This window comes from Microbacterium sp. RURRCA19A (assembly GCF_900156455.1).
Taxonomy (GTDB): Bacteria; Actinomycetota; Actinomycetes; order Actinomycetales; family Microbacteriaceae; genus Microbacterium.
In genome coordinates this window covers 983,018-996,914 of the sequence record NZ_FTNQ01000001.1, presented here as the reverse complement: position 1 = coordinate 996,914, position 13,897 = coordinate 983,018, and the positions used below count along the sequence as shown (strand labels likewise).

Below are 13,897 nucleotides of genomic sequence, written 5' to 3'. Positions count from 1 at the left end.
CGTCAAGGGTCTTCGGACCCTCCCCGTGGCGAGCCGCCGTGCATTCGGCGCCCGCTCAGATCCGCTCGTGCGGGAGCACCTGCTTGATGCGCTCGATCGGATTCTGCGCGGGAGCCTCGTTGTACGCGTTCGCCAGCTCCTGCTCGCTCAGCGCGTGGATCGCCGCCATGATCTCGTCGGTCGCTCCGCGGCGAGCCCGGCCGGACGAGGCGGCACCGTGGGGGGACAGGTCCAGCGCTTCACCGAAACGCACGGTGATGCGCTCCTTGGTGGTGGGGACCTTGGCGCCCACGGGCATCACCTTGTCGGTGCCGATCAGACCCACGGGCACGACCGGCGCGCCGGTCTGCAGTGCCAGGAAGGCCACACCCGTACGGCCCTTGTACAGGCGGCCGTCGAGCGAGCGGGTGCCTTCCGGGTACAGCGCCACCGCGCGTCCGTCCTCGAGGAGCGCGCGCTGCTGGTCCAGAGCGTCGAGCGCGGCCTGCCCGGCACCGCGTTCGACGGGGATCGCGCCGATGGCGGTGAAGAACTGTCGCGACGCCCACTTCTCGAAGTACGCCGACTTGGCCAGGAAGTGCACGGGGCGCGGAGAGGCCACGGGGATCGCGATCGAGTCGATGAACGACAGGTGATTGCTGGCGAAGATCACCGGACCGGTGCGCGGCACGTTGTCGCGCCCTTCGACCCGGGGGCGGTAGACGGCACGCGCGAGCGGGGCGATCAGGAAGCGCCCGAGGCCGTAGGCCGCGCCCATCTGCTTCGGTGGGACGGCGGGGGTACCGCCCGGTTCGTCGGAACTCACCCATCGAGGCTACTGCGCGCCGCATGCGTCGCCGTGCATGGGGCTCTCAGCGGCACCAAAGCCGCATGGGGGATGATGGACCGATTCCCGTCGTCTCCGAGAGGTCTGCCGTGCGCATCCGCCCGATCGCTTCCCTGTCCGTCGCCGCCGCCGCGGTGCTCCTCCTGGCGGGGTGCACGGGTTCGTCCCCGGACAGTCCCACCCCGGATGCCAGCGGTTCGGCCGACGCCGGGGCGTGCCAGAGCGCGCTGTCCCAGGGAGAGGTGTCGAGCGACGTCCAGGTGTCGGGAGACTTCCAGGGCAAGGTCGAGGTGAAGCTCCCGGACGGGTACACGCCCGGTGGGCTCGAGCGCACCACGCTCGTCGAGGGCTCGGGTCAGCAGGTGCGGGCCGGCGACGTCCTGAAGGCGAACTTCACCCTCGTGGACGCCACCACCGGTGAGGTGCAGCTCGAGACCCAGAGCACCGAGCCCGACGGGATGGACACCCTGATCTCGTCGCAGCAGATCTTCGGTGCGGCCCTGGAGTGCGCGACCATCGGTTCGCGCACCGTGTCCGCCTTCCCCGCGGGCGTGCTGGGCGAGGGATCGCCCGCGTTCCTCCTCGTCGCCGACGCCATCGAGGAGCTCCCCACCCGTGCCACCGGCACCGAGGTCGCGCCCGCCGAGGGCATGCCCACCGTGACCTTCGACGACAAGGGCGCCCCGACCATCACGATGACCGGTGCGCCGGCGCCGACGGAGACGCGTGTCGTCAACCTGCGCCAGGGCGACGGCGACGTCGTGAACCCCGGCGACCAGGTGATCGTCCAGTACACCGGCGCGCTCTACGACGACGGCACCGTCTTCGACTCCAGCTGGACCAGCGGGACCCCCGCGGAGTTCGCCACCACCGGCGTCGTCCCCGGCTTCCGCAAGGCGTTGGAGGGCCAGACGGTCGGTTCCCAGGTCCTCGTCGTCATGCCGGCCTCGGACGGCTACGGCGACCAGGGCCAGGGGAGCATCCCCGCGAACGCCCCGCTCGTCTTCGTCGTCGACATCCTCGGAGTCCAGCACGCGGCTGCCACCGGTCAGTAGGCTGAGCGGATGCGTCGCGTCGTCATCCTCGGCTCCACAGGTTCGATCGGCACCCAGGCGCTCGACGTCATCCGCGCCAACCCCGACCGCTTCGAAGTGGTGGGACTGGCCGCGGGGACGGACCGCGCCGGCGTCGATGCCCAGGCTGCGGAGTTCGGGGTCGATGACATCGCCCTGGGCGCCGTCGAGGCCGAGCAGCTCGTCCGCGACCTCCCCGCCGACGTGGTGCTCAACGGCATCACGGGATCGGTGGGACTCGGCCCCACCCTCGCGGCGCTCGAGGCCGGGCGCACCCTCGCCCTGGCGAACAAGGAATCGTTGATCGTCGGTGGCGCCCTCGTCACACGGCTCGCGGCCCCCGGGCAGATCGTGCCGGTCGACTCCGAGCACTCCGCCATCGCGCAGGCGCTGCGGTCGGGCGAACCCGGCGAGGTCAGGCGACTCGTCCTCACGGCATCCGGTGGGCCCTTCCGGGGGCGCTCGAGAGACGACCTCGCCGATGTGACGCCCGCGCAGGCGCTCGCGCACCCGACGTGGGACATGGGGCGGGTCGTCACGACCAACTCCGCCACTCTGGTCAACAAGGGTCTCGAGGTAATCGAGGCGCACCTGCTGTTCGATGTGCCGTACGAGCGCATCGACGTCGTCGTGCATCCGCAGTCGATCGTGCACTCGATGGTCGAGTTCCTCGACGGATCGACCATCGCTCAGGCGTCGCCGCCCGACATGCGCCTCCCCATCTCGCTGGGCCTCGACTGGCCCCACCGGATCTCGGGCGTCGGGGTGCCGCTGGACTGGACGACCGCGACGCAGTGGACGTTCGAGCCGCTCGACGAGAAGGCTTTCGGCTCCGTCGCCCTGGCCAAGCGCGTCGGGCGCGCCGGGGGCACCTACCCGGCGGTGTTCAACGCCGCGAACGAGCAGGCGGTGGACGCGTTCCACGAGGGGCGTCTGAGCTTCCTCGGCATCGTCGAGGTCATCGAGAGGGTCGTGGAGCGGCACGAGGCTCCCGCGTCGCTCACCCGCGAGTCGCTCGCGGAGGCGGAGTCGTGGGCCCGGCGCACCGCCGACGCGGTCATCGCCGCGCTCTGACCCGTCCCGCCGCTCGGTCGGCTCCCGTGGGACGCGAGTGCGGGGGCCGGGGTCAGGCGGGGAAGTCGACGGGGCGCTCGGGGTCGGACGACGGCGTCGAGGCGAGCGGATACGGCACGGGCCACTGCGGGTCGGGCACCGGCCACCCGGCGGCGCGCAGGGCGCGACGCGAGAGCTCGCGGGCGGAGTACGGCGTACGCACGCCGCGGATGTCCCGGTAGTCCTGGTGGCCGGGGCCGGCCCACAGGATCGCGTCACCCTCGCCGACGAGCGCGACCGCCTCGAGGATCGCCCGCTCGGGCGGGGTGAACTCGTGGATCTCGGCGTCGGGCCGCGCGCGCCGCGCGCCTTCCACGAGCACCTCGCGGATGGCATCCGGATTCTCGTTCCGGGGGTGGTGGTCGGTGACGATCAGGACGTCGCTGCCCTCCACGGCCGTCCGGCCCATGTCGTGGCGCTTCGTCGCGTCACGGTCGCCGTCGGCGCCGAAGAGCATCACGACGCGGCCGGGGGTGACGCGCCGCACCGCGGCGAGCGTCTTCTCGAACGCATCGGGGGAGTGGCCGAAGTCGACGTACACCGCCGGACCCTCGGGACCCGAGACCAGCTGCGTGCGACCCGGCAGGGATGCCGCGATCCGGCCGCCGTCGAGGGCGTCGGTCAGCGCCTCCCAGGGGTGACCGGCCTCCAGCAGCATGACGATCGCGAGGCCCGCATTGGCGGCCATGTGCCGTCCGATCACGGGGACGACGGTGGTGAGCGAGCGGCCCGACCGGTCGCGGAGGGTGAACTCCGTGCCGTCCTGGCGCTCTTCGACGATGTCGACCGTCCAGTCGGCCTCGGCGGCCGGGTCCGCGGCGATCGCGGGCGTGACGATCGTGACCACGGGGATGTCCGCGCGCGCCGCGATCTCGGCACCCGCCGGGGAATCGAGGCACACGACACCGCGGCGCGACCGGTCCGACCGGAACAGCGGCAGCTTCGCCTCGAAGTACTCGCGCATGTCGGCGTAGTCGTCGAGGTGGTCGTGCGTGAGGTTGGTGAAACCGGCGACGTCGAACATCAGCCCGTCGACCCGGTGCCGGGTGAGCGCCTGCGCGCTGACCTCGACGGCGACGGCCTCGACGCCGCGTTCGCGCATGAGCGCGAGAAGAGCGTGGAACTCGGATGCCTCCGGCGTGGTCAGCCGCGACACGATGACCTCGCCCGCGATGTGACGCTCGGCCGTGGACGACAGGCCCGTGACGACCCCCAGTTGACCCAGGATGCCTTCGAGCAGGTGCGACACGCTCGTCTTGCCGTTGGTGCCGGTCGTCGCCAGCAGCTGCGGCAGCTCGTCGTCGGGACCCGTGCCGTAGACCCATGCCGACAGGTCGCCCAGGAGAGCTCGCGGGTCGGCGACGACGACGATCGGGAGTCCGGCGGACGCGGCGATCTCGGCGCCCGCCTCGTCGGTCACGACGGCGACGGCACCGCGTTCGGCGGCGGCGGCGGCGAACTCCGCGCCGTGCCGGTTGACGCCGCGGATCGCGACGAACGCCTCACCGGCGCGGAGATCCGCCGTGGCCAGCGTGATGCCGGTGAGGACGGTGCCCTCGACGTCGCCGATGCTGCGCTCGCCGAAACGGCGGGCCAGCTCCGCGAGTTCGCGGCGCGGCGGGTGCTCCGGTCGGAGGACGGGCGGGAGGTGGGAAGGCGTGTCGATCGGCATCCCCGTCATTGTCTCATCCGAGCCCGCACAGGCCCCGCATCGGCGCCGCACGGCAGGTTCCAAGGGCGGCGGCGGTATCGTCGGCGGGTGACCGCGATCGCCTTCCTCATCGGCGTGCTCGTGCTCGTGATCGGCCTGGCCGTCTCGATCGCCCTGCACGAGATCGGGCACCTCCTGCCCGCGAAGCTGTTCGGCGTGCGCGTCGGCCAGTACATGATCGGGTTCGGTCCCACGCTGTGGTCGCGTCGCATCGGCGAGACCGAGTACGGGTTCAAGCTGCTGCCGCTGGGCGGATTCATCTCGATGTCGGGCATGTACCCGCCCGCGCCGGAGGGGGAGGCCCCGCCCACGCGTCGCTCGCGACTGTTCGCGACGATGATCCAGGACGCGCGCGACGCCAACGCCGAGACGATGATCGCCGGGACCGACCGCGTCTTCTACAAACTCCCCGTCGGCAAGCGGATCATCATCATGCTCGGTGGCCCGGTGATGAACCTCATCCTCGCCTTCGTGCTGTCGGCGATCGCCGTGAGCGCCATCGGCGTGACGCAGGGCACCACGACCGTCGCGTCGGTCTCGCAGTGCGTCATCCCCGCGAGCGACGACCGCACGGACTGCACGTCGACCGATCCCGTCGCACCGGCGGCGGCCGCCGGCATCCTTCCCGGTGACGTGCTCGTGTCGGTCGGCGGCACCCCCGTCTCCACCTTCGACGAGGCTGCCGCGATCATCCAGCGCTCGCCGGGGCAGGCGCTGCCCGTCGTCATCGAGCGCGACGGCGCGCAGCAGACCGTGACGATCACCCCGGCGACGTCCGATCGCGCGGTGACCGACGCCGACGGCCGCCCGGTGCTGGACGCGTCCGGCGCCCCCGAGTTCGAGACGGTCGGTTTCGCCGGCGTGCGCCCGCGGGCGGCGCTGGTCCCGCAGCCGATCTGGGCCGGACCCGAGGCGACGATCCAGCAGGTCGGCCAGGTCGCGCAGATCATGTCTCAGCTGCCCGTGCGCGTCTACGACACCGCGGTGGACCTGTTCACCGGTCAGCCGCGCGACCCCAACGGCCCGCTCAGCGTCGTGGGTGCCGGACGCCTCGCGGGCGAGTTCGCCGCCGTCGACGCGCCGATCCTCGCCCGCGTGCAGTCGATCGTCGCCCTGCTCGCGTCGCTGAACATCGCGCTGTTCGTCTTCAACCTCATCCCGCTCCTGCCGCTGGACGGCGGCCACGTCGTGGTGGCGCTGTGGGACGGCATCAAGCGCTGGTTCGCTCGCGTGCGCGGCAAGGTCGCCCGACCGGTGGATGCCACCAAGCTCGTGCCCGTGACCTTCGTGGTGGTCATCCTGCTCGTCGGGATGGGCGGCATCCTGTTCCTCGCCGACGTCTTCAACCCGGTGCAGCTGCTGTAGCGCGCGGCACGACTCCCGCGGAAGCGCGGCGCGGCGTCGAGTGACGACGGAGCGGGCCGGATCTTAGAGCGCGGCGGAGATCAGGCGTTCCAGCGTCCGCATGCCGTCGCGCGACAGGATCGACTCGAGGTGCCCCTGCACGCTCGAGACGTGGTCGCCGCGCAGCGCGTAGACGTCCCCGGTCTCGGGGTCCGCCGCGATCTCGACGCCGTCCGGCACGACCGCGGGCATCCGCGCCGTGAAGGTGTTGTAGAACCCGATCGACGCCGGCTCGCCGAACACGTCGACGCTCTTCTGCAGCCCCTGGTGCGGCTGGGGGAGCGGCGCGAGCCCGAGACCCAGCTGGTCGGCGAGGATCTGATGGCTCAGACACACGGCGAGCAGCGGAGCGCGCCGCGAGCGGCGTCGGGCGACCACCCGGTGCATGGCGGCGATGCGGGCGCTGTCGCCGTCGCGCGGGTCGCCGGGGCCGGGGCCCGCGACGACGAGGTCGGCGGCATCCACATCCGCGTCGGCCGCCGCGGACCAGTGCACGATGCGGGCGTCCAGGCCCAGGTGGCGCAGCTGGTGCGCGAGCATCGTCGTGAAGCGGTCTTCGGCGTCCACCACGAGCGCGGTGCGGCCAGCGAACGGGCCGGAGTCGTCGGGGTCCTGCGGGTTCAACCAGAACGGCGCGAGACGTTCGTTGCGGGAGGCCAGCAGCTCGGCGATGGCGGGGTCCTCGGCGAGCGGCCGACGCGGCGCGACCGGGGCGTCGGGGTCGGCGTCGGGGGCGGCGGCCGGGGCCGCGTCGCGGGGGATCGCCCCGATCGCGCCGAGGACGCCGGCGGCCTTGCCGTGCGTCTCGCCGACCTCGCCGTACGGGTCGGAATGGCGCACGAGCGTCGCCCCCACCGGCACGCGGAGGCGCCCGTCGACGAGGTAGGCGGTGCGGATGAGGATCGGTGCGTCCAGGTCGTGCGTCGGGCCCTCGGTCGCACCGTTCGGCGTGAAGAGGGCGGCGACACCGGAGTAGTAGCCGCGCGGCGTCGTCTCGTGGCGGGCGATCACCGTGCACGCGTTCTGCATCGGAGAGCCGGTCACGGTGGGCGCGAACATCGTCTCGCGCAGGATGTCGCGGGGATCGAGGGTGCTGCGCCCACGGAGCATGTACTCGGTGTGCGTGAGGCGCGACATCTCCTTGAGATGAGGCCCCGTGATGCGGCCGCCGTCGCTGCAGACGGCGCTCATCATCTTCAGCTCCTCGTCGACGACCATGAAGAGCTCCTCGGTCTCCTTGGTCGAGCGCAGGAACTCCGCGAGCGTCTCGGCCGTGGCGCCGCCCTGCGGATGGCGGAACGTGCCCGAGATGGGGTTCATGGTCACGATGCCGTCGCGGGCGCTGACATGCGCCTCAGGGCTCGCGCCGACGGCGACATGCCCCGGCGTCACGATCGCGAAGGTCCAGTACGCGCCCTTCTCGTGCTCGAGGAGCGCCCGGAACCAGGTCAGCGCGGCGACACGGGGATCGGCGTCGACACCGGCGACGAAGTCGCGACGGATGACGAAGTTCGCCCCCTCGCCGCGCCCGATCTCGTCGGCGATCACCCGGCGCACGATGTCGGCGTACGCCTCGTCGTCGATGTCGAAACCGGCGGCCTCCAGCGCGACGGGAGTGGAGGGGAGGGATGCCATCACCTCGGCGCGGGGGAGTGGCATCCGTTCCTCGATCACGAGACAGCGCAGCGGCGCTCCGTCGTCGTGGCAGACGAACCCGCGTTCGCGCACCTGACGGTAGGGGACGAGCGCGAGGACCTCGCGGGGTGTCCCGTCGGCGTCGACGAGCGGGATGTCGGCCAGCAGCTCCACGTCGACGACGGTGCCGGTGAGCACCTCGACCGTCGAATCGTCGCGGGCGATCAACGCGAAGGGCGCGTCGCTCGCGAGGAGGTCGTGGATCAGGGAAGAGGGGTCGGGCCCGGTCATCGAAGTACTTCCGTCAGTGATCGAAGGTCCGGAGCGGCCGCCGGAAACACGAAGACCGCCCCGATCCCGAGGGAGGGCGGTCTGTCGCACGCGTGCTCACCGCCTAGACGGTGGGCCACCAGCCGGTATACGCGCGCATGGCGCCGAATTTATCACAGAGCGGCCCTCAGCCCCCGCCCGGGTGCAGCGGCGTAGGCTGGGCGCGTGCCTGCAGTGAACATCGGGATGCCCCGCGTGCCGGAGGTCCTCGCGCCTCGTCGCAAGACCCGTCAGATCAAGGTCGGCAAGGTGCTCGTCGGCGGTGACGCCCCCGTGAGCGTCCAGTCGATGACGACGACGCCGACCACCAACATCAACGCCACCCTGCAGCAGATCGCCGAGCTCACGGCATCCGGCTGCGAGATCGTGCGCGTGGCGGTGCCGTCGCAGGACGACGCCGACGTGCTGCACATCATCGCAAAGAAGAGCCAGATCCCGGTCATCGCCGACATCCACTTCCAGCCGAAGTACGTCTTCCAGGCGATCGACGCCGGCTGCGGTGCGGTGCGCGTGAACCCGGGCAACATCCGCAAGTTCGACGACCAGGTCGGCGCGATCGCCAAGGCGGCGAAGGATGCCGGGGTGTCGCTGCGCATCGGCGTGAACGCCGGGTCTCTCGACCGCCGCCTGCTCGAGAAGTACGGCAAGGCCACCCCCGAGGCGCTCGTGGAGAGCGCGGTGTGGGAGGCCTCGCTGTTCGAGGAGCACGACTTCCACGACTTCAAGATCTCCGTCAAGCACAACGACCCGATCGTCATGGTGAAGGCCTACCGCCTGCTCGCGGAGCGGGGCGACTGGCCCCTGCATCTCGGTGTGACCGAGGCGGGTCCCGCGTTCCAGGGCACCATCAAGAGCGCGACCGCCTTCGGCATCCTGCTCTCCGAGGGCATCGGCGACACCATCCGCGTCTCGCTGTCGGCACCCCCGGCCGAGGAGGTCAAGGTCGGTCACCAGATCCTGCAGTCGCTGAACTTGCGTGAGCGCAAGCTCGAGATCGTCTCGTGCCCGTCCTGCGGCCGTGCCCAGGTCGACGTGTACAGCCTCGCGGACAACGTGACCGAGGGCCTGAAGGACATGACCGTGCCGCTGCGCGTCGCCGTCATGGGCTGCGTCGTGAACGGCCCCGGCGAGGCGCGCGAGGCCGATCTCGGTGTCGCGTCCGGCAACGGCAAGGGCCAGATCTTCGTCAAGGGCCAGGTCATCAAGACCGTGCCCGAGGCCGACATCGTCCAGACGCTCATCGAAGAGGCCAACCGCCTCGCCGACGAGATGGGCCCGAACGCCGCGCCCGGGACCGCGCAGGTCATCACGGCCTGACGGGTCCACCCGTGCGGCGGTGGCCCGCATCCGGCGTGCGCCGGACCCGCTAGCGTCGGAAGCCGTATGACTGCTTCCCTCGCCGACGACGCGCCCGCGTCCCGCCCCCTCATCGCCGGGGTCGTCACCGCGCTCGTGGGGTTCACGAGCACGTTCGCCGTGGTGCTCACGGGCCTCCGCGCGGTCGGCGCGACCGCGGATCAGGCCGCCAGCGGGCTCCTCGCCCTGTGCGTCGTGGTCGGACTCGGATGCCTGTTCGTCGGGGCGCGGTACCGGATGCCGATCACGATCGCGTGGTCCACGCCCGGCGTCGCCCTCCTCGCCGCCACCGGTGCGGTCGACGGAGGATGGCCGGCGGTCGTCGGCGGGTTCCTGGTGTCGGCGGCGCTCATCCTGCTGGCGGGCTTCTTCCCCCCGCTCGGCGCCCTCATCGCCCGCATCCCCCCGTCCATCGCGCAGGCGATGCTGGCGGGTGTGCTGCTGCCGTTGTGCGTCGCGCCGTTCACCGGCCTCGTCTCGGACCCGTGGGGCGTCGCCCCGGTGCTCGTCGTGTGGCTCATCGCGGCGCGGCTGCTGCCGCGCTGGGCCGTGCCGCTGGCGTTCGTGGCCGCCACGGCCGTCATCGTCGTCGGGATCGCCCGCTCCGGCGCCCAGGTGGACCCGTCCACTCTGATCCCGCGCGTCGAGTTCGTGATGCCCACCCTGACCCTCGGCTCGGTCGTCGGCATCGGGCTGCCCCTGTTCGTGGTGACCATGGCATCGCAGAACGTGCCGGGCGTCGCCGTGATGCGCAGTCTCGGATACACGGTGCCGTGGCGTCCGGCGATGATCGTCACGGGCGTCGGCTCGGCGCTCGGCGCCACCGCCGGCGCACACGCCATCAACCTGGGGGCCATCAGCGCCGCCATCGCGGCCGGACCGGATTCGCATCCCGACCCCCGGCGCCGGTGGCTCGCGAGCATCTCGGCCGGCGGGTCGTACCTCGTGCTCGCGGCCCTGTCGTCGGCGTTCGCCGCGCTGGTCCTGCTGGCACCGGCCGGGGTCATCCCCGCCGTCGCGGGCGTCGCGCTCTTCGCCGCGTTCGGTTCGGCGGTGCAGCAGGCGATCGACGACCCCGGCGAGCGGATGCCCGCGGTCGTGACGTTCCTCGTCGCGGCCTCCGGCGTCGCGGTGGCCGGGGTGAGCGCGGCGTTCTGGGCGCTGCTGGCCGGTCTGGTCGTGCGCACGGTGCTGCACGTCGGGCGGCGGCGCGCCGCCTGATCGCCGCTAGTGCAGCGCGCCTCCGGGCACAGCGACGTCCACGGGGGTGTCGATCGCGGCACGGAGCGCCGCCTCGAGCCCGCGTGCGATGTCCGCGAGGGGGAGCGATGTCGCGCCGTCGGGGGCGTGGTCGTTCGCGTACGGCACGTGGATGAATCCGGCCCGGACGCCGGGGGCGGCGGCCGTCTCGTGGAGCGCCGTGAACATCACGTGGTTGCACACGAACGTGCCCGCGGAGTGGGAGAGGGATGCCGGGATCCCCGCGGCGGCGATCGCCGCGGTCATCGCCTTCACGGGAAGAGTGGCGAAGTACGCGGCGGGGGCGCCCGCGACGACCGGGTGGTCGAGGGGCTGATCGCCGACGTTGTCGGGGATCCGCGCGTCCGCGAGGTTGATGGCGACCCGCTCCGGGGTGAGGGCCGTCCGTCCGCCCGCGAGGCCGACGGCCACGACGACATCGGGGGAGTGCGCGTGGATCAGCGCGCGCACGCGCTCGGAGGCCGCGGCGAACTCCACCGGCAGCACGGCGACGACGAGTCTCGCGGGCCCCGTCCACCGTTCGGCGACGAGGCGCACGGCATCCCCGGACGGGTTGGTCGCGTCACCGGCGAAGGGCTCGAAGCCCGTGAGGAGGATCGTCGTCACCCGTTCCTCCCGTCGAGGTCGAACTCGGCCCGGATGCGTTCGCGCGCGGAGGCGTATTCCGGCAGCGCGTCGAAGAAGGCGAACTTGCGCCCGATCACCGAGCCGATGGCATCCACGTCCGGTTCGATCACGTAGCCGGCGAACGTCTCGGCGAAGTCCTCGGAGACGTTCGTGGCGGCGTAGTCGCTGACGAATTCGTCTTCGTGCGCCTGGTAGAAGTCCCACGCCACGTCGGCGTCGACGTTGTCACGTGCGGGGGCGTCGGTGTACCCGGACCAGAACCGGTCGGCGAAGCGCTGCAGGTCGGAGTCGGGGAGCAGGCATCCCGCTCCCGCCCACTCGGTGTCGCAGTCCACAGCCGAGGAGTCCGTGTCGTCCGCGCCGAGGCTCAGCATGTGCGCGTACTCGTGGACGAGCGTCGTCAGCAGCAGGTCGCGGTCGTCGGCGTAGGCGAGGTTCGCCGCGAACACCCACTTCGTCGGGTCCGCGGCGCTCGCGACGTAGGCGAGGGTGTCGCTGTCGGGGTCGTCGCCGGTCTGATACTCCGTGATCTCGGAGGCCGCGAACTCCGGCGTCGTCACGCGGAGGAGCTCGTTCCAGACCCGGCTGGAGCGCCCGTCCGGTCGCGGCGTGAGCGTGGCGTCCGTCGCGACGGTGAAGGAGTCGGTCGTCGTGAACTCCGCCGAGGCCTCGGCGCGTTCCCGCCCGAGCCCACCGAGCGCATTCCCTACACCGATTCCAGCGCCGATCGCCACCCACGTCATCACGCCGACCAGGACGGCGATCGAGGCGCTCAGCAGGGCGATCCAACGGGGACGCATCCCCTCACCCTAGGTCGTCGATCGGCACCGAAGGCCGTTGTCGTTTCGTTATCGAATCGGCCCGGCGGGCGGGAACCGATCCCCGCGTCGCGGACACTACGAGGTGTGGAAGATGACGACGCCGGGCTGTGGGTCCGGGTGCGCCAGGGGGATGAGCTTGCGCTCGCGGGGTTGTTCGATCGGTACGAGGGGCGGTTGTTCCGGCATGCGTCGCGGTTGTTGACGCATCGGGAGGATGCGAAGGACGCCGTGACGGTGGCGTTCTTCGAGTTGTGGCGCAAGCGTGCGGCGGTGCGGCTGGTGGAGGGGTCGCCGCTGCCGTGGTTGGTGAACACCGTCGCGCACTGCGCACGGAACCTGGAGCGGTCGGGGCGTCGGTATCGGGCGTTGCTCGATCGGGCACCGGCGGCGGAGCCGGCGTCGCATGATCATGACGACAGCGGCGTGTTGGCGGCGTTGAGGCGTCTGCCGGAGCGGGAGCAGTCGGTGATCGTGCTGTCGGTGCTGGAGGGGTACTCCGAGCGCGAGGTCGCCGAGGCTCTCGGCGTCCCGGCGGGCACGGTGAAGTCCCGGCTGTCGCGGGCGAAGGCCCGGTTGCGTGAGGATCTTTCGTCCCTGGAAGGGGCACGGGCATGAACGAGGAATTGACTCCGGACGAGCGCGCGGCGATGCGCGCACGGCTCGTGGACGGGGCGCGGAACATCGCCCCCGCCGGCGCGCATCGGAACGCGTGGATCGCGGGATCGATCGCCGCTGTCCTGGTCGTGGCGATCGCCGGGGGAGTGGTCGCGACCTCGACGCTGTCGGCCCCGCAGATCGCGAACACCCCGAGCCCGACGGCGACCGTCGCTCCGGTGGTGCCCACCCCGTCTCCGACGCCGACCCCGACAGCTTCACCGTCACCGACCACGGTCGTTCCGGCCATCGCCTTCGGCGGGGACTGCGGTGCCGTGCTCGACGATGACGCGGTCTCCGCGATCGTCGGGGTACCGATGGCGCTTTCGAACGGGGTGTCTTCTCAGGATGCCGGCGTCCTCGGCGGAGTGCGGTGCCAATGGAGGGCCACGGGCGACGGTCACCAGGCCGTGGGGGTCTCGGTGTTCCCGTGGGAGGTGGTCCCCGCGGACATCGGGTCGCAGGCCGGCGTGGTGCCGGACTGCGCCCTCGACGGGTACTCCTGCCAGTACATCCAGCGTTTCGGCGATGCGGCGGTCACGGTCTGGGGATCGACGACCGCTCAGCTGACCGCGCTCGCGGACGCGGTGGGGGAGCGTGCGGCGCTCTCCCCGGGCGCGGGACGGCCGCTGCCGGCCGCCGCCTGGACCGTGCCGGAGTGCGACGTCATCCGCGACACGATCGACCTCGCCCGAGGGCGGAGCGACATCGTCGACCACCGGGGCGACTACTACCCCTACGGCTTCGACTGGGACCTGCTCGTCGAACACGGTGCGGCCGCGTACTGCGCCGTGGACAACCTCTCCGCGCCCGAGGGGAAGACCACGGTGGTCGATGTGATGTTCGGTCCGGGTTCGTCACCGGATCTCGACGCGATCTCCCGGTACGGGGGCATCCGCACGGACGTCGCGGGAGCGGACGCCGCGTGGTACCTGCCGGACTTCACCTCGACGGCATCCCTCCTGGTGGTCCAGTCGGGACCGAACACTCTGTCGGTGGGAACCCAGAGCATGACGGAGGAGGAGATGGCGCAGGTCGGGGCGGCGGTGATCGCCGCGCTCGGATGAGCGGCGGCATCCACCGCTCT

Annotated in this window: 12 protein-coding genes; 7 read left to right on the top strand and 5 right to left on the bottom strand. The window is 71.7% G+C overall.

The features are described from left to right. Positions 1–55: 55 nt before the first annotated feature. Complete coding sequence (locus tag BW982_RS04845) at positions 56–757, bottom strand: lysophospholipid acyltransferase family protein (RefSeq protein WP_254845552.1); 702 nt, start codon at positions 755–757, stop codon at positions 56–58. 158 nt (positions 758–915) lie between these two features. On the opposite strand from BW982_RS04845, the gene BW982_RS04840 reads away from it, so the two are divergent. Both BW982_RS04840 and dxr read left to right on the top strand, forming a co-directional pair. Further along, positions 916–1,881, top strand: a complete 966-nt coding sequence (locus tag BW982_RS04840) for an FKBP-type peptidyl-prolyl cis-trans isomerase (RefSeq protein WP_076490902.1) — start codon at positions 916–918, stop codon at positions 1,879–1,881. 9 nt (positions 1,882–1,890) lie between these two features. Beyond that, positions 1,891–2,973, top strand: a complete 1,083-nt coding sequence (gene dxr / locus BW982_RS04835; RefSeq protein ID WP_076490901.1) for a 1-deoxy-D-xylulose-5-phosphate reductoisomerase — start codon at positions 1,891–1,893, stop codon at positions 2,971–2,973. Between the two features lie 52 nt (positions 2,974–3,025). Here the strand turns inward: dxr and BW982_RS04830 are convergent, their stop codons facing one another. Beyond that, positions 3,026–4,684 (bottom strand): Mur ligase family protein, encoded by a 1,659-nt coding sequence (locus BW982_RS04830; protein ID WP_076491876.1) that lies wholly within the window; start codon positions 4,682–4,684, stop codon positions 3,026–3,028. A gap of 87 nt (positions 4,685–4,771) precedes the next feature. On the opposite strand from BW982_RS04830, the gene BW982_RS04825 reads away from it, so the two are divergent. Beyond that, positions 4,772–6,088, top strand: a complete 1,317-nt coding sequence (locus BW982_RS04825; protein WP_076490900.1) for a M50 family metallopeptidase — start codon at positions 4,772–4,774, stop codon at positions 6,086–6,088. A 63-nt stretch (positions 6,089–6,151) separates the two neighbouring features. On the opposite strand, the gene BW982_RS04820 is transcribed toward BW982_RS04825, so the two are convergent. Next, a complete protein-coding gene (locus BW982_RS04820) occupies positions 6,152–8,053 on the bottom strand; it encodes a chorismate-binding protein (protein ID WP_076490899.1) in 1,902 nt (633 codons plus the stop codon). Between the two features lie 204 nt (positions 8,054–8,257). Between BW982_RS04820 and ispG the strand changes: the two genes are divergently transcribed. Both ispG and BW982_RS04810 read left to right on the top strand, forming a co-directional pair. Further along, a complete protein-coding gene (gene ispG, locus BW982_RS04815; RefSeq protein ID WP_175611027.1) occupies positions 8,258–9,409 on the top strand; it encodes a flavodoxin-dependent (E)-4-hydroxy-3-methylbut-2-enyl-diphosphate synthase in 1,152 nt (383 codons plus the stop codon). Between the two features lie 66 nt (positions 9,410–9,475). Continuing rightward, complete coding sequence (locus BW982_RS04810) at positions 9,476–10,669, top strand: benzoate/H(+) symporter BenE family transporter (RefSeq protein WP_076490898.1); 1,194 nt, start codon at positions 9,476–9,478, stop codon at positions 10,667–10,669. A gap of 6 nt (positions 10,670–10,675) precedes the next feature. On the opposite strand, the gene pcp is transcribed toward BW982_RS04810, so the two are convergent. Both pcp and BW982_RS18115 read right to left on the bottom strand, forming a co-directional pair. Continuing rightward, on the bottom strand, positions 10,676–11,314 hold the full coding sequence (gene pcp, locus BW982_RS04805; protein ID WP_175611026.1) for a pyroglutamyl-peptidase I: 639 nt from the start codon (positions 11,312–11,314) through the stop codon (positions 10,676–10,678). After that, complete coding sequence (locus BW982_RS18115) at positions 11,311–12,135, bottom strand: zinc-binding metallopeptidase (protein ID WP_076490897.1); 825 nt, start codon at positions 12,133–12,135, stop codon at positions 11,311–11,313. The genes pcp and BW982_RS18115 overlap by 4 nt, the downstream gene beginning before the upstream one ends. 105 nt (positions 12,136–12,240) lie before the next feature. Between BW982_RS18115 and BW982_RS18110 the strand changes: the two genes are divergently transcribed. After that, positions 12,241–12,771, top strand: coding sequence for an RNA polymerase sigma factor (locus BW982_RS18110; RefSeq protein ID WP_175611025.1), 531 nt, complete (start codon positions 12,241–12,243; stop codon positions 12,769–12,771). Further along, on the top strand, positions 12,768–13,877 hold the full coding sequence (locus BW982_RS04790) for a hypothetical protein (protein WP_076490896.1): 1,110 nt from the start codon (positions 12,768–12,770) through the stop codon (positions 13,875–13,877). Before BW982_RS18110 ends, BW982_RS04790 begins: the two co-directional genes overlap by 4 nt. Positions 13,878–13,897: the final 20 nt, after the last annotated feature.